General features: G+C 62.3%; 20 protein-coding genes and 1 tRNA gene. 9 read left to right on the forward strand and 12 right to left on the reverse strand.

Annotated elements, in window-relative coordinates; all coding sequences use genetic code 11:
• The first annotated feature begins 196 nt into the window (after nt 1–196).
• Together G474_RS0107465 and G474_RS0107470 are read left to right on the forward strand one after the other, a co-directional pair.
• A complete protein-coding gene (locus G474_RS0107465; protein WP_026686429.1) occupies nt 197–1,825 on the forward strand; it encodes a methyl-accepting chemotaxis protein in 1,629 nt (542 codons plus the stop codon).
• 22 nt (nt 1,826–1,847) lie between these two features.
• Nucleotides 1,848–2,540: a hypothetical protein gene (locus G474_RS0107470; RefSeq protein ID WP_026686430.1), complete on the forward strand. Its 693-nt coding sequence runs from the start codon at nt 1,848–1,850 to the stop codon at nt 2,538–2,540.
• Nucleotides 2,541–2,558: 18 nt separating this feature from the next.
• On the opposite strand, the gene G474_RS19995 is transcribed toward G474_RS0107470, so the two are convergent.
• From G474_RS19995 to thiS, 4 genes are all read right to left on the reverse strand, one after another.
• Complete coding sequence (locus G474_RS19995) at nt 2,559–3,497, reverse strand: recombination-associated protein RdgC (RefSeq protein WP_051282059.1); 939 nt, start codon at nt 3,495–3,497, stop codon at nt 2,559–2,561.
• 80 nt (nt 3,498–3,577) lie between these two features.
• Nucleotides 3,578–4,354, reverse strand: coding sequence for a tRNA (guanosine(46)-N7)-methyltransferase TrmB (gene trmB, locus G474_RS0107480; RefSeq protein ID WP_245589329.1), 777 nt, complete (start codon nt 4,352–4,354; stop codon nt 3,578–3,580).
• A gap of 11 nt (nt 4,355–4,365) precedes the next feature.
• A complete protein-coding gene (locus tag G474_RS0107485; protein ID WP_026686432.1) occupies nt 4,366–5,148 on the reverse strand; it encodes a thiazole synthase in 783 nt (260 codons plus the stop codon).
• 32 nt (nt 5,149–5,180) lie between these two features.
• Complete coding sequence (thiS, locus tag G474_RS0107490; protein WP_026686433.1) at nt 5,181–5,387, reverse strand: sulfur carrier protein ThiS; 207 nt, start codon at nt 5,385–5,387, stop codon at nt 5,181–5,183.
• Between the two features lie 280 nt (nt 5,388–5,667).
• On the opposite strand from thiS, the gene G474_RS20000 reads away from it, so the two are divergent.
• Nucleotides 5,668–8,712 carry a CHASE domain-containing protein gene (locus tag G474_RS20000; RefSeq protein ID WP_051282062.1) on the forward strand — a complete coding sequence of 1,015 codons (3,045 nt, stop codon included), beginning with the start codon at nt 5,668–5,670 and terminating at the stop codon, nt 8,710–8,712.
• A gap of 233 nt (nt 8,713–8,945) precedes the next feature.
• Nucleotides 8,946–9,143: a hypothetical protein gene (locus tag G474_RS23290; RefSeq protein WP_156919191.1), complete on the forward strand. Its 198-nt coding sequence runs from the start codon at nt 8,946–8,948 to the stop codon at nt 9,141–9,143.
• A 216-nt stretch (nt 9,144–9,359) separates the two neighbouring features.
• Here G474_RS23290 and G474_RS0107505 read toward each other — a convergent pair whose 3' ends face one another.
• On the reverse strand, nt 9,360–9,830 hold the full coding sequence (locus tag G474_RS0107505; protein WP_211228078.1) for a GNAT family N-acetyltransferase: 471 nt from the start codon (nt 9,828–9,830) through the stop codon (nt 9,360–9,362).
• A gap of 198 nt (nt 9,831–10,028) precedes the next feature.
• On the opposite strand from G474_RS0107505, the gene G474_RS0107510 reads away from it, so the two are divergent.
• Nucleotides 10,029–11,366 carry a ferredoxin reductase family protein gene (locus tag G474_RS0107510; protein ID WP_026686435.1) on the forward strand — a complete coding sequence of 446 codons (1,338 nt, stop codon included), beginning with the start codon at nt 10,029–10,031 and terminating at the stop codon, nt 11,364–11,366.
• A gap of 210 nt (nt 11,367–11,576) precedes the next feature.
• Here G474_RS0107510 and G474_RS0107515 read toward each other — a convergent pair whose 3' ends face one another.
• The 4 genes from G474_RS0107515 to G474_RS23895 all read right to left on the reverse strand — a co-directional run bounded on the left by G474_RS0107515 (nt 11,577) and on the right by G474_RS23895 (nt 13,079).
• Nucleotides 11,577–11,918 carry a type II toxin-antitoxin system RelE/ParE family toxin gene (locus G474_RS0107515; protein ID WP_026686436.1) on the reverse strand — a complete coding sequence of 114 codons (342 nt, stop codon included), beginning with the start codon at nt 11,916–11,918 and terminating at the stop codon, nt 11,577–11,579.
• Nucleotides 11,918–12,193 carry a type II toxin-antitoxin system Phd/YefM family antitoxin gene (locus G474_RS0107520; RefSeq protein WP_026686437.1) on the reverse strand — a complete coding sequence of 92 codons (276 nt, stop codon included), beginning with the start codon at nt 12,191–12,193 and terminating at the stop codon, nt 11,918–11,920. Before G474_RS0107520 ends, G474_RS0107515 begins: the two co-directional genes overlap by 1 nt.
• A 185-nt stretch (nt 12,194–12,378) precedes the next feature.
• The gene (locus tag G474_RS23890; RefSeq protein ID WP_211228079.1) at nt 12,379–12,525 is read right to left on the reverse strand and encodes a hypothetical protein; all 147 of its coding nucleotides are present in this window, start codon (nt 12,523–12,525) and stop codon (nt 12,379–12,381) included.
• Nucleotides 12,522–13,079, reverse strand: a complete 558-nt coding sequence (locus tag G474_RS23895) for a hypothetical protein (protein ID WP_026686438.1) — start codon at nt 13,077–13,079, stop codon at nt 12,522–12,524. Before G474_RS23895 ends, G474_RS23890 begins: the two co-directional genes overlap by 4 nt.
• A gap of 337 nt (nt 13,080–13,416) precedes the next feature.
• Between G474_RS23895 and G474_RS20010 the strand changes: the two genes are divergently transcribed.
• From G474_RS20010 to G474_RS20015, 4 genes are all read left to right on the forward strand, one after another.
• Complete coding sequence (locus G474_RS20010) at nt 13,417–13,671, forward strand: helix-turn-helix domain-containing protein (RefSeq protein WP_156919192.1); 255 nt, start codon at nt 13,417–13,419, stop codon at nt 13,669–13,671.
• Nucleotides 13,668–14,957, forward strand: a complete 1,290-nt coding sequence (locus G474_RS0107540; RefSeq protein WP_026686439.1) for a HipA domain-containing protein — start codon at nt 13,668–13,670, stop codon at nt 14,955–14,957. The genes G474_RS20010 and G474_RS0107540 overlap by 4 nt, the downstream gene beginning before the upstream one ends.
• Nucleotides 14,958–15,561: 604 nt before the next feature.
• The gene (locus G474_RS22705) at nt 15,562–16,008 is read left to right on the forward strand and encodes a hypothetical protein (protein ID WP_211228080.1); all 447 of its coding nucleotides are present in this window, start codon (nt 15,562–15,564) and stop codon (nt 16,006–16,008) included.
• 234 nt (nt 16,009–16,242) lie between these two features.
• Nucleotides 16,243–16,629, forward strand: a complete 387-nt coding sequence (locus G474_RS20015) for a DUF4160 domain-containing protein (RefSeq protein ID WP_043463636.1) — start codon at nt 16,243–16,245, stop codon at nt 16,627–16,629.
• Between the two features lie 450 nt (nt 16,630–17,079).
• On the opposite strand, the gene G474_RS0107555 is transcribed toward G474_RS20015, so the two are convergent.
• From G474_RS0107555 to G474_RS0107565, 3 genes are all read right to left on the reverse strand, one after another.
• A tRNA-Ala gene (locus tag G474_RS0107555) sits at nt 17,080–17,155 on the reverse strand.
• 73 nt (nt 17,156–17,228) lie between these two features.
• The gene (locus tag G474_RS0107560) at nt 17,229–17,999 is read right to left on the reverse strand and encodes an SDR family oxidoreductase (RefSeq protein ID WP_026686440.1); all 771 of its coding nucleotides are present in this window, start codon (nt 17,997–17,999) and stop codon (nt 17,229–17,231) included.
• Nucleotides 17,999–18,622, reverse strand: a complete 624-nt coding sequence (locus G474_RS0107565; RefSeq protein WP_026686441.1) for a thiol:disulfide interchange protein DsbA/DsbL — start codon at nt 18,620–18,622, stop codon at nt 17,999–18,001. Before G474_RS0107565 ends, G474_RS0107560 begins: the two co-directional genes overlap by 1 nt.
• Nucleotide 18,623 lies beyond the last annotated feature (1 nt).

The following is an 18,623-nucleotide window of genomic DNA, read 5'->3' on the forward strand; positions in this document are numbered from 1 at the left end:
GCTGGCCGGAAGGGCTTTGCAGCGCCAGTGCGGTTAACCATAAAGAAATAATTTGTATATTAGATAATTCACTGCATAAGCGTATTTTTGCCTGCTAATGTTGGGGAACCCTGGCTGCCGTACCGCACTTTTTACGGCCAGGATTTAGGAGCGTTGCAGAAATCCGCTTCCCATCATGACCAAAGGGAGAAAAATCATGGGCTGGTTTGACAATCTTTCACTGCGCTACAAGCTGCTGGTCAATTTCCTGTTCAGCGGCGGCATCCTGATCGCCGCCATCATCCTGGCCATCGTCGAACTGCGTGCCGCCGACCGGGACATCACGGTGCTGGCCAGCAACAGTCTGCCCTCCGTCCAGGCGGTCGGAGAAATCAGCCAGCTGCGCCTGCGCTACCGGGTGCGCAGCCTGGAATACATGCTGCCCGGCTCCCCCGAGGCCAAGGTGAAGCTGGCCAAGGACCTGGAAAAACTCGATGGGCTGCTGCGCGAAGCCTTCGCCAAATACGAAAAACTGATCTCCGCCGACAAGGAGCGGGAGGTGTTCCGGGCGGCGGTTCAGGCGGCCGATGCCTACAAGGCCAGCGTCGAGAAGGCCATCGCCCTGGCTGCGGCGGGGGACGAGGCCGGGGCCCAGGAGCTGCGCAAGACCGAGTGGGTCAAGACGGCCAACCTGCTGCGCGACCGCACCGATGAGCTGACCGACATCAACCGCAAGGCGGCCGACGAGCTGGCCGGTCATTCCAGTGCCGAGCTGGCGGCCGGCCTCAACAAGGCTCTGGCAGCCCTGGTCGGCGGTGCCTTGATGGCCCTGCTGATTTCCTACCTGATCGCCCATCGCCTGGGGCAGAAGCTCGATACCGCAGTCCAGGTCACCGGGCGCATTGCCAGTGGCGACCTGACCAGCCAGGTGCCTGCCGCCGGCAGCGACGAGGTGGGCCAGCTGCTCACCGCCGTGGAGCGCATGCAGAACTCCCTGCGCGAGGCCATCGGTGAATCCCTGCGGGGCGCCACCCAGGTTCTCGAAGCTTCCCGCTCCCTGGGCCATTCGGTGCAGCGGATCGACGATTCCGCCTCGATCCAGAGTTCCGCCGCCTCGGCCATCGCCGCCAACGTGGAGGAGCTCACCGTGTCCATCAATCACGTTTCCGAGTGCACCGACGAGGCGGCGCGCCTGGCCCGGGAGTCCGACAGCCAGGCCAGCCGGGGCCATGAAGCCATAGATGCCCTGGTGGGCAGGATCAACCAGGTGGCCGACGTGGTGCGGGATGCCGCCGTGCAGATCAGCGAGCTGAAGAGCGAGTCGGACCGGATTTCCAGCATCGTTTCGGTGATCCGCGACATTGCCGACCAGACCAACCTGCTCGCCCTCAACGCGGCCATCGAGGCGGCCCGGGCCGGGGAGAGCGGCCGGGGCTTCGCGGTGGTGGCCGACGAGGTCAGGAAACTGGCGGAGCGGACCTCGGTATCCACCGGCGAAATCACCAACATGGTGGGCGCCATCCAGCAATCCACCGGTCAGGTGGTGGGCGGGGTTTCCCGGGGTGTGGACCTGGCCGACAGCAGTGTCGAACTGGCCCAGCAGGCCGGCAAGGCCATCGCCGAGCTGCGCACCATGGCGCAGCAGGTGGCGGGGGTGATCAGCGACGTGAATAACGGCCTGCGGGAGCAGTCGAACGCTTCCACCGACGTGGCGGTCAAGGTGGAGCAGATTGCCACCCAGTCCGAGGAAGCCAGCGCCATCGCCCATGAAACTTCCCGGGCCGCCGAAACCCTGGACAACGCTGCCCGCCAGATGCAGGCCACGGTGTCCCGCTTCCGTATTTGAGCTGTTGCCCAGGAGCCTGACCTTGAAAACTGCAGCCCGGAACATTTCCCCCCTGGACCGCGTCGAGCCGGGCCCGGGGGCGCCTGTCGCCGGGGTCGGGGGGCCGGCGCTATCCGCCTCCATGCAGCGCATCCTCACCCTGCTGGGAGAAAAGACGCCCCTGTCGCCCCGGGAAATCGCCCGGGATGCCTTCGTGGCGCTCACCACCCTGGAAGGGGGCGGCTACCTGCGCCGGCTGAAGCAGCAGGGACTGATCCGGATCGAAGGCTGGCTGAAGAACCACAACGGCTTCACCACCCCCCTCTATGCCCTGGGCGCCGGCCCCGATTGTCCCCGGCCCCGGTTTGCCGCCCGGGACCACGATTCCCGGGGCATGGCCAGGATCGTTGCCGCCCTCAAGGGGAAGCGCAATCTGGATTACCGGGAGGTGGCCGGGTTGGCGGAGATTTCCGCCAACACCATCAAGAACGCCGGCTACATGGAGTCGCTCCTGCAGCAGGGGCGCATCCACATCTCGGCCTGGCGGCGCGGCCGGAACGGGCATCTGGTGCCCTTGTACAGCGGCGGCGGCGGGGAAAACATCGCCCGCCCGGCGCCCCTGAGCCGGCAGGAAATCATGCAGCGGCACCGCCAGCGTCAGCAGATCCTGTCCGGGCAGCGCAGCCCCCTGAGCGAACAGCTGCGCGCCCTGGGGCTGGAGGCAGCCCTGGCCTGAAGGCCGGCCAGGGAGGGATCAGAAGGGCGGATCGTCCTGGTCGCCGCCTTCCGGCGCGGCCCGTTCGCCCCCCAGGGCGTCCACCAGGGCAGGGATGAAGCGGGCGAATTCGCCGGTCATCATGGCAAACTCGGCATCGAAGATTTCCTCCGCGTTCTCGGCCCCCTGTTCGGCGTTTTCCTGCAGCACATCCAGGAAGGCCAGGCGCTTGATCTCGCCCTTTTCCGTGAGCACGAAGCTGATCCGGTCGTCCCAGGTCAGGGCCAGGCGGGTGGGCAGCTTGCCGGCCGTCAGGTGGGCCTTGATCTCGGCACCCACCTCGTCCCCCAGGGGGTGGCGCACGTAGCGCACGGCGGCCTTTTCGTCATCCATGGCCTTCAGTTCGCAGTCTCGGTCCACGGTGAAGCCGGCCGGGGCGTCGCCGCCCGCTAGCCAGTCGGCCATGGCGGCAGTGGGGGACATCTGGGTCTGCACCAGGGCCAGGGGGAAGTCGTCCAGGCATTGGCGCAGGTGCTCCAGCACCTCCTCGGCCTTCTGCAGGCTGGCGGCATCCACGCCCAGCCAGCCGTGCACCGGGTCTATCCACACCGGGGTCTTGCGCCGTCGGGTGAAGGCCCGGGGCAGCAGCTCTTCCGTGACCCGGTCCTTCAGATCCCGCAGGGCCTTGCGGCCCGGGGGATAACCTTGTTCCAGGGCGATCTTCTCGGCCCGTTCCTGGACTTCCTGATTGACCACGGAAGAGGGCAGCAGCCGTTGCTCCACGGCCAGCATCAGCAGCCACTGGCCGCCGACGGAATGGACCAGCTCACCGCCCCGGGGCGGCACCCAGCCCCGGGTCATGGGGTCCTGGCTGCCGCAGGGCACGAAGCGGCCCCGGGCCAGTTGTTCCACTAGGGCGGCCAGTTCCAGTTTCCAGGGGGCGGGCAGGCGATACAGTTGCAGGTTCTTGAACCACATGGGAAGGCAATCCTAAAAATGAAGGGCTTGGCGGCAGGGGCCCGGCAGGCGGTGCTGCGCCGGGCCCTGCCGGTGCGTGTTCAGGGGGTGCGGCGGCGGAACACCAGGTCCCAGACCCCGTGGCCCAGACGCAGGCCCCGGTTCTCGAACTTGGTCAGGGGCCGGTACTCGGGCTTGGGAGCGAAGCCGGCCAGGCCGGCGGCGGAGTCGGCTTCCAGGGCGGCGGCCAGAGCTTCGGGGCTGGGGTTGGCGACGCTGTTGGCCAGATTGGGCTCCCGGCCCAGCACGTCGAGCATCTGCAGGGCGTAGTTTTCCCAGTCCGTGGCGCAGTGGATGTAGCCGCCGGGCTTCAGGCGGCTCGTCAGCAGGGCCACGAACTCGGGCTGGATCAGGCGGCGCTTCTTGTGCCGGGTCTTGTGCCAGGGATCGGGGAAAAAGATGTGAATGCCGTCCAGGCTGGCTTCAGGCAGCATGTCCCGCACCACTTCCACCGCATCATGGTTGCCGATGCGCAGGTTGGTGAGGCCCTTTTCGGCGATCAGCTTGCACAGGGCGCCGACCCCGGGCACATGCACTTCCAGGCCGAAATAGTCGTTTTCCGGGTGGGCCTCGGCGATGCGGGCCGTGGTTTCCCCCATGCCGCAGCCGATTTCGAGAATTTTCGGTGCCGTCCGGCCGAATACGGCGGCCAGGTCCAGGGGGGCGTTCTGGTAGGGCACGCCAATCTTGGGCAGCAGGGCGTCGTAGTAGCGTTGCTGGGCTTCCGACATGCGTCCGGCCCGGCGCACGAAGCTGCGGATGTGACCGTGCTCGTGCCCGGCCCGGCCTTCGGTGTACACGCCTTCCGTTTGTTCCATTTCGCTCATGTTCAGGAACCAATCAGGCCGGTGGTGGGGGAAGAGGGATCGGCGCTGTAGAGCTTCCTGGGCATGCGTCCGGCCCGGTAGGCCTCGCGCCCGGCCTGCACGGCCTTCTGCATGGCAGAAGCCATCAGCACCGGGTCCCCGGCGTGGGCGATGGCGGTGTTCATCAGCACCCCGTCGCAGCCCAGCTCCATGGCGATGGCGGCGTCCGAGGCGGTGCCCACGCCCGCATCCACGATCACCGGCACCTGGGCGTTGTCGATGATCAGGCGCAGGTTCCAGGGATTCAGGATGCCCATGCCGGAGCCGATCAGGGAGGCCAAAGGCATGATGGCGGCGCAGCCGATGTCTTCCAGCATCTTGGCCTGGATGGGGTCGTCGGCGCAGTACACCATGACCTGGAAGCCTTCCTTGACCAGCACCTCGGCGGCCTTCAGGGTTTCCGGCATGTTGGGGAACAGGGTGCTGGGGTCGCCCAGCACCTCCAGCTTCACCAGGGCGTGGCCGTCCAGCAGTTCCCGGGCCAGGCGCAGGGTGCGCACCGCGTCCTCGGCGGTATAGCAGCCGGCGGTATTGGGCAGGATGGTGTAGCGGGACGGGGGCAGCACCTCCAGCAGGTTGGGCTGGCCCGGGTCCTGGCCGATGTTCATGCGGCGGATGGCGACGGTGACCATCTCGGCGCCGGAGGCTTCGATGGCCCGGCGGGTTTCGTCAAAGTCCTTGTACTTGCCGGTGCCGACAATCAGGCGGGAGCCATAGGCCCGGCCTGCGATGTGCAGTTGATCCATGAATGGGGTCCTGAAAAGATTCGGGGGAAGGTCTAGCCGCCGCCCACGGCGACGACGATTTCCAGCGTGTCGCCGGAGTTCAGCCAGGTGCTCTCGTGCTGGCTCCTGGGGACGATCTCGCCATTGCGTTCCACGGCAACGCGCTTGCCGGCGTAGCCCAGGCTTGCAAGCAGGGCGGCGACGGTCAGGGAGGTTTCGGTAAAGCTGCGGCGGCTGCCGTTCAGGGTGATGTCGAGCATGGCGGCTGTTGGGGTGCCCGCCTCGGGGCTGCCAGGAAACAAGTGGCCCCAAGTTTACTACTGATGCCCAGGTTCGCGGGGGCTTCTGGTGTCCAGGGGTAGAGGGCAGCGCTCGCCGCTCCGGTCCACCGCGCCCGAGAGCCCGGGGAAGCCCGGTCCGGCCCGGGCGGCTGCCGGATTCCACACCCATCCGGGGGCCGATGCAGGTATGCTGACAGCACAGCTAGTCAATGGCAGGGCTCCGGCATTGCGGGGAGCCGGTCTGTCATCGGGAGGCATCATGTGGCACGTATTCAGGGCAGGTACACCGATACGGGGAGCTTTACTGGTTCTGCTGCTGGGGCTGGCGGGAACCTGGGCGTTCACCTACTACCAGCACCGGACGGAGCTGAGCGAGCGCAAGGCCCGTTTTGAAGCCCTGGCGGACAGGACGGCGGCCCAGCTTTCCCAGCGCATCGCCACCTACGAGCATGGTCTGCGCGGCATGCGCAGCGCCATGCTGGCAACGGGGGTGGAGGCCATGAGCCTGGAGCGTTACCGGATGGTGATCAGCTCCCGGAACCCGGAAGTGGAGTTTCCCGGCGTGCGCGGCTTTGGCTACATCGAGCGGGTGCCTGCCGCAGATGAACAGGATTTCCTCCTCCGGGCTGCGCGGCAGCGGCAGCAGCCGTTCAGGATCAGCACCCTGGGGCCCCATGAAGGGGAGCTGTTCGTGATCAAGTACATCGAGCCCGAAACGGAGAAAAACCGCCTGGCGGTAGGGCTCAACATCGCTTCCGAGAGCAACCGGCGCCAGGCCTTCATCCAGGCCATCCGCAGCGGTACCGCGACCATGACCCACCCGATCACCCTGGTCCAGGTCAACGGCAAGCCCGGGCACGGTTTCCTGCTGCTGCTGCCGCTCTATCCCGAGCACCGGGTGCCTGCCACGCCGGAGCTGCGCCAACTGGCGGCCGTGGGGGCGGTCTACGCGCCCATCCTCATTGACGAGGTGCTGGCCTCCCTGAAACTGGATAGGGAGGCCCTGGATTTTCATCTGCTGGATCTGGGGCCGGACGGCCGCCTGCGCACCTTCTACAAGGAGCCGGGAGACGGCGTCGTGGTGGATGGCCTGTCCACCATCCGCCAGATCAGTGTTTTCGGGCGGGAATGGCAGATCCAGTTCTGGGCCCGGCCGGCCTTCATCCAGAGTGTCACCTCCTCCACCCTGTGGATGCAGGTGCTGCTCGGGGTGGTGGCCTCGTTGCTGCTGGCCCTCCTGCGCTACCGGGAGGCCCACAACCTGTTCCTGCTGCGGGACAGCGAGGCCCGGCTGCGGCGTTTCATTGTCCAGGCCCCGGTGGCCCTGGCCATGTTCGACCAATCCTGGCGTTACCTGGCCGTGAGCGAACGCTGGGCCCAGAGTGCAGGTACTTCCTCCGAGGAACTGCTGCAGCGTACTTACGACACCCGTGACGGCCAGGTACCCGAACGCTGGCCCAGCCTGTTCCAGCAAGGACTGGCCGGGGAGGTGTTGCGGGCCGAGGGCGAAAAGGTGGAAGCAGAGGATGGCAGCTGGCGCTGGCTGCATTGGGAAATCCTGCCCTGGTTCGATGCGGAGCAGAACATCGGTGGCATCCTGGTGTTTTCCGAAGACATCAGCGAGCAGGTGGCCGCCGAGCAGGAAATCCGCAGCCTCAACGACAGCCTGGAATCCCAGGTGGCGGAACGTACCCGGGACCTGGAGGCGGCCCGCCAGGAGGCGGAGGCCGCCAACCAGGCCAAGTCCCGCTTCCTGGCCAACATGAGCCACGAGATCCGCACCCCCATGAATGCCATCATCGGCCTCACCCACCTGCTGCGCAGCGCCAATCCCTCGCCCCTGCAGGGCGAACGCCTGGACAAGATCGACGCGGCGGCCCAGCACCTGCTCTCCATCATCAACGACATCCTCGACCTGTCCAAGATCGACGCCGGCAAGCTCACCCTGGAATCCGTGAACTTCACCCTGGAACAGGTCCTCGACCATGTCCAGTCCCTGCTGGCGGACACGGCCCGCAGCAAGGGCCTGAGGCTGCAGGTGGATGCGGGCCGGGTACCCCACTGGCTGCGGGGCGACCTGACCCGGATCCGCCAGTGCCTGCTCAACTTCGCCAGCAACGCGGTGAAATTCACCGACCAGGGGACGGTATTCCTGCGGGCCATCCTGCTGGAAGAAGGCGCCAGCACCCTGCTGGTGCGTTTTGAAGTGGAGGACACGGGAATAGGCATCGCCCCCGAGGTGCTGGAGCGCCTGTTCAGCGAGTTCGAACAGGCCGATGCCAGCACCACGCGCAGGTTCGGTGGCACCGGTCTGGGCCTGGCCATCACCCGGCGCCTGGCGCAACTCATGGGCGGCGAGGTGGGGGCCGAGAGCGTGCCAGGACAGGGTAGCCGCTTCTGGCTCACCTGCCGCCTGATGCGCGGCCATGGCAGCATGCCCGCCGATTCCAGGCCTCCTCCCATGCGCGGCTTCGAACTGCTGCGCAGCCGGGGCGGCGCCCACCTGCTGCTGGTGGAAGACAATCCCATCAACGTGGAGGTGGCCCTGGAACTGCTGCACGGGGTGGCCATGCGGGTGGACGTGGCCGAAAACGGCCAGGTGGCCGTGGACAAGGCGAAAAGCGGCAGCTACGACCTGATCCTGATGGACATGCAGATGCCGGTCATGGACGGCCTGACGGCAAGCCGGGCCATCCGGGCCCTGCCCGGTTGGGCGGAAAAGCCCATCCTGGCCATGACCGCCAACGCCTTCGCCGAGGATCAGGAAGCCTGCCGGGCGGCGGGCATGAACGACTTCATCGCCAAACCGGTCACGCCCGACACCCTCTACAGCAAGCTGTTCCAGTGGCTGCCCGCCGCCGTCACGGCGTCCCCGGCGCCGCTGCCGCCGGAACAGATGCAGACCGTGGCCGCTGGCCCCGAGCCGGCCGAGCAGATTCTGGAGCGCCTGGCCCGGATTCCAGGCATGGACTTGGAACGGGGAATCTCCCTGTTCCGGGGCAACAAGGGCAAGTACCTCCAGGTCCTGGGCCTTTTCGCCCAGACCCAGGGCGCCGCCCTGGAAGCCCTGGAAAGCCGCCTGGCGGAAGGCGACTTCAAGGCAGCCGGCATCCTGCTGCACACCTTGAAGGGCAGCGCCGGGAATCTGGGGGTCATGGGGGTGTACCGCCTGGCCAGCGAGCTGCATGTCCTGCTCCGCCAGCCCGGGCCGGAATCCGCCCAGGTCGCCAGGACCCACGCCGAACTGCAGGCAGCGATGGCCTCCCTGCTGGCGGTGGTGCCGGCGGAGCTCGGCCCCAGGTAAGGGGATCACCCACTGTCCTTACGTTCCAAGCAGAAACGATGGTGGAACACGTCGCCCCGCCTGCGACAGATCTATTCAGCCCGCAGGCAGGGGGCCCTTACAGGCGATCGGCCGGGAAGCCGCAGCGGCCGGAGGGATAGGTTTTATCGAGGGTTTTGATCAAATTTACTTCATGAAAATTTTGTTTCACTCCAGTAGGATGAGGGCTCGCCAACCACAGGAGTTGAACGGATATGAAAATCACGAATCTTGTTGAGCGCGGTGCAGAGTACTTGTATGTCAAGCTGGGAGAAGCCGTCGTGGCCATCCAGCAGGTGGCCCTGGTGAAGGGGCACCCCATGTGGGAAGTCGAAAGAAAAAGTGGAACCGGCCTGAAGAAGCGCCTGATCGTTCCCGCCCGTTCCCTGGCGCCCCTGCCCGGCGGACAATAGAGCCCCCAGGATTTCGCGGCCCGGGCTCCCCTGATCCCCGAAGCAGCCCACTGCTTCCGAGCCCGCCCCGAAAGACAGCAAAAGGCCCGACCAGTCAGACTGGCCGGGCCTTTTTCCGTCAGGGGCCCTCTCGCAATGCATCCTTGCTGCAGCATCGCCGGATGCTGCCTTAGGCTACCGGTTTTCCCAGTGTATGCGCGGTGCAAATGCCGGCCTTCAATCTAGTTTCAGGCGCATCAGGGCGTTGGGAATCACGATACCTCGCCGCACGGGTTCCCGTTGCTCGACGATCTGGAAGCCGAAGCGTGCGTAAAAGCCCTGAGCGGTTCGACTGACATCTGAGCTTAACTCGGACAGCCCGCGTGCTCTGGCCTCACTCAGGATGTGCTGCATCAGGCGGGTTCCCAGGCCCCGGCCTGGGTGCGCCCCTGATACGAAGAAGTGGTCGATGTAGCCGTCCGCCTGCAGGTCAGCGTAGGCCACGACGCAGCCCTCCAGCTCCACGACGAAGGGATTGAGGGCCCTGATGCGCTGCTCCCAAACGAGCGGGTCAATATCTTGTGGCGCCCATGCCTCGATTTGCGCCTTGGTGTAGTCCCGCGCGGCGATCTGATGAATTGCGGAGTAATGCACCGCCAGGAGGGCGGCTTCCTCCCCCGGTGCGAATCGGCGAATCTTCACGTTCATGGTTCCCGAGCGTTGAGTGATGTTTCTGCTGTCGTGCCCATGATCGCGTTCAGGGCGAACAAATGGCAACCTCTTGATACATCTCCCTGAGCTGCATCCCGGTATGCTGTATGGCTTATCGGCAGTTCGATGCCGTGCCAGCGAATCCGCTTTCTGGTCATCCGTAAATGGTGCCCGACAGTCCGCCAGAGGTCTTCCATGAACCGCATCAAAATCGCCCTAGCAGCCATCCTGCTTTTATTGACATTCCTATGGCTGGCAGCAGACACCCTGTATCCGCAGCCCCTGAGCTACTTCGCCTTTCGTGCCGTATTTGTCCAATATAGCGGCGTGCTCGGCATGGGGCTGATGAGTATCGCCATGCTGTTGGCCCTGCGGCCCAAATGGGTGGAGCCCCATCTGGACGGCCTGGACAAGATGTACCGCCTGCACAAATGGCTGGGCATCAGTGCCCTGGTGGTTTCCGTGCTGCACTGGTGGTGGGCCAAAGGCACGAAATGGATGGTGGGTTGGGGGTGGCTGGAAAGACCCGCCAGGAAGCCCGGTCCCGGGGCAGACACCCTGGGCGCCGTCGATGGCTGGCTGCGTTCCCAGAGAGGCCTGGCGGAATCCATTGGTGAATGGGTGTTCTATATTGCGGTCGCCCTGATCGTGCTGGCCCTGATCAAGCGTTTTCCCTACCACTGGTTCGTCAAGACCCACAAGTGGCTGGCTGCGGCCTACCTGGCCCTGGCCTACCACTCCGTGGTCCTCACCAAGTTCGACTACTGGACCCAGCCCGTTGGCTGGGTCATGGCCCTGTTGCTGCTGGGCGGCAGCGTGGCTGCCGTGCTCTCACTGGTGGGAAAGATCGGCGCAGGCCGCAAGGTACAGGGTAGCATCGAGTCCCTCACCGAATACCCGGCCTTGCGGGTACTCGAAACCGTGGTGGTCCTCGAAGAAGGCTGGCCCGGTCACAGGGCCGGACAATTTGCCTTCGCCACCTCGGACAAGCGCGAAGGCGCACACCCCTACACCATCGCCTCCGCCTGGAACCCGGCAGATCGGCGCCTGACCTTCATCACCAAGGCTCTGGGCGACCATACCAGCCGTCTGCGGGAGCGCTTGAAAATCGGCATGCCGGTCACGGTTGAAGGCCCCTACGGCTGTTTCGACTTTGAAGATGCCCTGCCGCACCAGATCTGGATCGGTGCCGGTATCGGCATCACGCCATTCATCGCCCGGCTCAAGCAGCGCATTGCCCAACCTGACGCCAAGATCATCGACCTGTTCCACCCTACGGCGGATTACGACCAGGCCGCGCTGGACCGCCTCACGGCAGATGCCGCCGCTGCGGGCGTGAGGCTGCACCTGTTGGTCGATGGCAAGGATGGACGGCTCAATGGAGAACGCATCCGGGCGCTGGTGCCGGACTGGCAATCCGCCAGTCTCTGGTTCTGCGGCCCGGCGGGGTTCGGCCAGGCGCTACGGGAGGACTTCCGTGCCAGCGGCCTGCCCCCGGAGCACTTCCACCAGGAACTGTTCCAGATGCGGTGATGGCCTGCGGATTGCGGCTTGGGGGGCGGTCCAGCATTGGGAGTGGTGCAACTGGCCGATAAGGAAACTGATGGTCCCGGTCGTTTGGACAGCCCGGGGGGAGGAACAAGCCCGGAACATGTCCGAACTTTAGAATGGGGATGGCGTGGAGTTTGCAACCAAGCCACTCGCTATTGGGGGCCAATGAGCACTGCTGCGTGTTGCTGCGGTTCAAGCGCCAAGCAGCCTTCTTGCCAACACTGACTGCATATCGCGGCGGCCATCAGCAATCAGGTAGATGATGACTTGGCTGCCTGTGATGCGGTAAATCAAGCGGTACGGTTTGAAGAAGGTCTGGCGGTATTCTTTGATGCCGAGACTGACCAGTTCCTTCGGATAGCTACCGCGTTCCGGGAATTTGGACAGACTCTCCACAACGTCCATCAACTCGTCCAGCACATAGCTGGCGTTGGCCACGCAATCGAATTCTGAGATGTAGTCGTGGATGGCCTCTAAATCCTGCTCCACGCCCTCGGTAAGCAGGACTTCGAACTTGGCGGACGTGCCTGCCATCAGACTGCGGCTCGTTTGGCGCGGAGACGGGCAACAACGTCGGCCACGGGCTTGACCTTGCCAGCGGCCACGTCTTGATTGCCTAGCGCGAGGATTTTCAGGAGGGCCAGAGTTTCTTGCGTCTCTTCGAACGAGGCGACGTCCTGCAGCACAGCCTTGGCCTCACCGTTTTGGGTGATGACCATGGGCTCACGCTGCTCGGCGAGGCGCGACAGAACCTCCGCAGCGTTGGCCTTGAGATAGCTGATCGGCTTGACTTGTGATGAGTAGCGCATGGCTGTGCTCCTGTCTTAATTGGGTCTTAATATAGTCTTTTTATGGTCTTGCGACAAGGTGCGGAGACGGCCTCGGGAGACATCCAGCCACGTCCGCTCATCGGATCGTTTTCATCAGCGCCCGACCAGGAAAACTCAACACGTGCCACGCCACCGATATCAGCGACCCGGGCATCGATATCGCCTTACACCAAACCAAACCGGAATTCGCCAGTCAAATCGTTGCGGATCGTGACGTGCGCTGCTACTTCCATATCAAAGTAATCAGCATCCCAGACTTCCATGCAGGTGATGCGCCAAGTGCCCAGCACAGCCTGCTCCGCCTTTTTCATTCGGCACCCGCTAAGCCGGCTTCTGCCCAGAAATGGTCGAAATCATCGCCCACGCCCCAGCCGACGTCTTGCCCCAGTTGGCGCACCCGGTCTAGCCGGGCGAGGAAAGCCACCTGCTGCACAGCGGGCAAGGCCAGTACGTATTTCAGCGCCTGCTCGAACATCCGCACCAGTGCGTCGTAAAAGCCTTCATCGTCCATGCCACAACCGGCCAGAAAATCGAACACTTCCTCACAGTAGAACACAGTGAGTTCGGCCAAGCCCTCAGGCTGACCCAGCGCCTTCTTGTAATCGCTGATGGCTTTTTTCGCCTTGGCCACCGACTGCGGCTTGCGGTAGTCCGGCGGGTTAATCCATTGAGTGATCACATCCTTGTAGGGCTTCAGCGGGTCATCGCCCAAGCCAAAGCGGGCATGCAGGAAGGTCTTGTTGTCCTTGCTGGCCGCGTACAGGTCTTGCACCAGCCCTAGCAGACCGGCACGGTCGAAATCAGCCAGTCTAGTTTTGACGTCGCTCCAGCTGGGGGTGGTTTTGGTGAGTTTCTTCGTGGCCATATCAACTACTGCTTGTCACTATTTGAAGAACACAGTAACACGGCCCAAACCCGGGCCAACGCTGGCATCTGTGGCAGATAAGGAAAAAGCCAGCGCAAGGCTGGCTTCTTCGAATTGGTGGCCGAAGGGCTACCGAATTGGTGTCAATAGTACCTTCTGAGAAGGTTTGGTGGCCAGTTCAATGTCCTGCTTACGCAGAAGAGAATACTTTTGTCGCGGTCGGAACAAATGGCGCGCCATAGGCCTCGTTTGCTCATTTTTGTTTCGATCAAAGCAAAAATGAGCAAGTGAGGCCAAAGACTGCTATATTTTGTTTCGATCAAGACAAATATATCAAATGGAACTGACTTCAGCCTCCTCTCTAGGCGCCGAGGTTCGGCGTAAGCGCAAGAGCCTAAAACTCACACTGGAGCAGACCGCATTGGTCTCCGGTGTGTCCATGTCTTTCCTTCGTGGCCTGGAAAAAGGCAAGGAATCCTGCCAGCTGGCTCCCACCCTCAAAGTGCTGAGGGCGCTTGGCATATCGGTCCGGCTTGATGGCCTGGCCTTGTCTGCAGACCCAAGCGCGAGCCAGAGGGAGGCGACCGAGTGAGCCGCCTTCAAGTCTTTGCGAACGAGAAAGCCTTGGGCTGGTTCGGTTTCGAGGCAGGCGACTATTTCTTCGAGTACAACGATGCTTGGTTGTCCGCGCCAGAAGCGTATGCCCTGTCGCCGGTCTTTCCGCTTGGCCAACAGCGAGTCACGGGGCCTTCGGTCAAGTTCTTTTTCAAGAACCTGTTGCCCGAAGGGCAAATCCTAGAGGCCCTTTCCATCGAGGAGGGCGTAGCGCTCGATAACCTGCTGGAATTCTTCGCCAGGCTGGGCAGGGATTGTCCAGGAGTCTTGTCCTTGCTCCCGGAGGGGCAATCCCCGATCCTGGAACAGCATTGGGAAGTGCTCACCCGTGACGACTTGAGGCAGAGAATCGCAGCGCGTGCCCGTAGGCCACTCATCAAGTCCCGCGACGATGCCAGCATGTCCCTGGCAGGGGCCCAGGACAAGATGGGGGTTCGCTACGATCCAGGGACCCCGCAACTATGGGAGCCGGTCGGTGGCGCGCCATCCACCCATATTCTGAAGCCTGAGAACCGCAATCCTGCTTTCGTGCCAACGGTCATCAACGAATACCTGTGCATGCGCCTGGCAAAGCGTATGAAGCTGCCTGTTCCCAATGTGTATCTGGAGCGCTTGCCGGAGCCGGTGCTGATCGTTGAGCGCTACGACCGCGAAGTGAGGTCAGGTCATGTCACGTCAGATGTGCCGGGGCCAAAAGAAATGGTTTCAGGTTACGTGACCTGCCTGCATCAAATCGACTTCTGTCAGTTGCTCAACAAAGACAGTTTCTTCAAGTACGAGCGCAACGGCAATCTGGTCGGCCTCAAGGAAATCTTCGATCAGACCAAGCTGTTCCAGACACCGGGGCCCGCCAGGCTGCACCTGGTCGATTGGGTGATCTTCAACTACCTGATCGGCAATGCCGACGCCCACGCAAAAAATCTGTCTGTGCTGGTGACACCCCAAGGACTAGAGCTGGCACCTTTCTACGATCTTCTCAGTGTGGTTCCGTATGGAGATGAGCGGCTGGCATTATTCATCGGGTATGCAGAAACCTTCGACGCGGTCACGTCCGTTGCATGGCAAGAGTTCTGCGAGGACTGTCAGCTTTCCTATCCGGCTTTCAAAAAGCGCCTGGAGTTTTTCTGCAAGCGCTTGCCAGCTGCATGGAAGGCTGAGGTCGACGGAGTGAAAGGCATGCTGGAATTGGAGGAGGCCCTGGTGGCGAAGATCACAAATTGCATGGACCGCTTTGTGGGGCATGCCCTGGAGGCTGCAAGCTGAAACCCCGGCAAGTTCCTCGACGATCCTCGCTCTCCCGCTGTTGCAGTGCTTCCGGATAGAGGTACTCCCGGGGAGTCAGCGCCAGCGGCAATTGGGCAAGCAAGCCGGGTACTTCAGCATTCCATTCCTGATGTGAAGCAAGGTTTCATGCAGGGCAGGAGTAGCGTGCCAGCCCTTTCTCTTTCCGTGCTCCGCCCCATGAAGCCCTGCTGCGGGAGCATCGGGATACTCCCCATCCGTTGATGCGTCAGTTCGCGCGTTGCGTATGCGGTAAGCCCCCGGCGAATTCTGAGATGCTGCCTCTAGTGCGGGGAGGTTTCACTCGCTACCGACTGATTGCCTGCTTGTCGGCCTTTGCCGACCTTGAGCTTCTCGCCGGGATCGGGCAGAAATGCGCCGGTTTCCAGCCGCTCAGTAACTGATGGTGGTCAATGGCCGCTTTCGGCGGAATCGTAGGACGGCACCCGGCCAGAAGCGGCCGTTGCTCTTGCAGCCCGTTAGCAGACAATCGATTATTGCACCGGTATGCTATGGGCGTTTTAAATGCGCCCGTCTTCGAGAAGTTGAGCCTGCCCCCTTTTGCTTTAGAGGAACTATTTTTGATATGAAAATGACAGAACAAGGAATCCAAAAAGAAGAAATTACGTCAGCGATTTTAGAGCGTATTAAAAAATACGACGGTTTTAATACATTCGAGCTTTTTGCCATGTTTATGGGGAAGGCTCAAATTTTGGAATTTGGATTAAAGAACCTTCTTGGTCAGCGATGCGGGTATAATTTTGACAAAATGAAGCGCTGGACGCTAGGCACAACTACGAAACATCTTAAAGATTCTGGACTGCGTTCTGATTTTATTAAGCTGCTTGAAAGTGTCGTTACCCACCGCAATTATATTGCTCATGAGCTTCTAGCCAATGATGCTATCATTAAGTCTATTACTGGAGGAAGAAGTGGTAGGCTTGAAATTAGGCATCTTGAAAAAGCTATATACGAACTGGAACAAATTATTCTATTTCATGACTGGTGCGTTGAATATAATGAATGGGATTAATATCACCCAACAACCTTTTACGCCAAACAGCACAACAGAGTCGCTACTTGCTTGCCATGCAGTTGCACCGTACGTTGAGGCAAGCGTTTAGATCACAAAGGCAATAATAATTGGGGTCTGACCCGGTCTGACCCCTATTTTTCTGATCCAGTTCCCAGTTAGAAGCAGACGAAGGGAAATACTGCTCGAAGCTGTCACTGGCAAAATTATCGCTTTATTGAGCAAGTGTCGCGTATGAATACGTTTTGTTTTGAATTTAAGTCCGACGCGCTTATTTCCTTAGAGCAAGAAATGCAGCATGGATACATCGTCGAACTGAAGGAGGAGCGAGACGATGGATGTGAACTTGTTTACCTTGAGAAGGCTGCGGCGGGAATGCTCGGCGCTTTAAAAATGTACATTTACGCCGATGAGCACCCACCTCCGCACTTCCACGTGAAATACCAAGGGAAAGAAAATAGCTTTCGTATCGACGACGCGTCTCCGCTGTATCCAGACGGAGATCTCAAGAAATGGTTCAAAAATATCAAGAAGTGGCACATGCAAAACAAGGAAGAACTCATCGCCACTTGGAATAGGATGCGCCCCGAAGGGTGTCCTGTCGGTCCTATTCAATATTGAGCAGCTGAGCTAGCAACTTCAATATACTAGTGCAACACTCTGCCTTCTCCTATCTGCTTATCTAGTCGCTTATGTCAAATTTTGAACGTCCGGTTTCCTGGTCAGGCTATTTCCACTTAGGGTCGGGAGCACTTGTTCGGCTTCGGTGGAAGCGGCCATTCGGGTGATCCAAACATCCAACGACAGCAACCTGTGCAACACCGGCCGTACATCCTCACCACCCTCAATGGCTGCTCTGGCCGATTTCCGGCCCCCGACTGGGTTCCAGTCAAGCGTCAGCACTTTGACGCCTATGTAGGCATGAAAGAAAAAGCCCACCGGTTTGGCCGGTGGCTTTCTTGGCATCAGCCTGGTGGAACGATGTTGTTGCAGTTTGTTCAGGAACGATATCCCTGCATTTCCTGCAACTTTTGACTGCCAGTTCCAGCAGTTCTGTTTGTCACGAGATTCTGGTGGACCGAAGGAGGATCGAACTCCCGACCTCTGCATTGCGAACGCAGCGCTCTCCCAGCTGAGCTATCGGCCCGTGGAGGGCGATTATAGGCTGGAGTGGGGCTGGCCTCAACCGGCGGGCGGTACCGGGGCGGTCCGGGGGGTGTTCAGCGCAGCAGGCCCCGGGGTTTTTGGGGGGCGCGGGCGAAGAGGCGGTCGTAGAGCCAGTTGGGCAGGAGGCGCAGCAGTTTGGCGACGATGCCCATCTGCCAGGGGATGACACAGTAGCTGCTGCCCCGGGCGATGGCCCGGGCGAAGCGGCGGGCGGCTTCCGGGGCCGGGAGCAGGAAGGGCATGGGATAAGGGTTCACCCCGGTCATGGGGGTGGCGATGTAGCCGGGGGCGATGGTGACCACCCGGATGCCGCTGCCGCGCATTTCCAGGCGCAGGCTTTCCAGGTAGCTGATGGCGGCGGCCTTGGAGGCGGAATAGGCTTCCGCCCCGGGCAGGCCGCGGATGCCCGCCACTGAGGCGATGCCCGCCAGGCGCCGGGAGCCACCGGCCTGGCGCATGGGGCCGATGAAGGGGGCGAAGGTGGCGGCCATGCCATAGACGTTGATGTCGAGGATGCGGCGGAAGGCGGCCAGGTCTTCCGGGTGTTCGGTGAGGGTGCCGGCGGAGACGCCGGCATTGGCGATGACGATGTCCGGGGCGCCCCAGCGGCCGATGAAGTCCCGGGCGGCGGCTTCCAGGGCCCCGGCGTCGGCCACGTCCAGGGCGTAGCAGGCGTGGCCGCCCCCGAGGCGCTGGTTCAGGGCGGCGAGGGCTTCGGCGCGCCGGCTGACCAGGCCCAGGCGGGCGCCCTGGGCGGCGTAGTAAACGGCAAGCGCCTCGCCGATGCCGGACGAGGCGCCTGTGATGAATACCGCCGGGGGCATTACTTCTTGCGTGAGGTGGCCACCAGGGCGTCGGTGTTGGCGAGCAGCTGCTGGAAGTTGCCGCCCTGGACCAGGTACTTGCCTTCCACCACCAGGGCGGGAACGCTGTCGATGCGCATGGCCTTGCCCAGCTGTTCGGCCTGCTTGAGCTTGCTCATGGTGGTGAAGGCGTTGAAGGCGTCGGAGAACTTCCGGGCGTCGCCTCCCTGCTTGACGTACCACTCGCTCATGCTCTTCTCGTCGTAGAGGCGCAGCCGCTGGGCGTGCAGGGCGGCGAACACCTGGTCGTCCAGGCGGGCCAGGTCGCCGGTGGCTTCCAGGGCGTAGAACAGCCGGGCCAGGTTGGCCCAGGCGGCGTTCCAGACCACGGGCACCCGGCGGAAGGCCACGTCGGCGGGCTGCTTGGCGACCCAGGCCTTGAGCAGGGGGTGGAAGTCGTTGCAGTGGCCGCAGCCGTAGGAGAAGAATTCGATGACCTCGATCTTCTTCGGGTCGTCCTTGGGATGCTGCTGGGGCAGCAGCAGGTAATCCTTGCCCTGGGTCTGGGCCCGGACCTGGGGCGCCAGGGCGCCCAGGGCCAGCAGGGCGGTGGCGGAGAGGAAGGAACGACGGTTGTTCTGCATG

Source organism: Azovibrio restrictus DSM 23866, assembly GCF_000429665.1.
In the GTDB taxonomy this organism is placed as follows: Bacteria; Pseudomonadota; Gammaproteobacteria; order Burkholderiales; family Rhodocyclaceae; genus Azovibrio; species Azovibrio restrictus.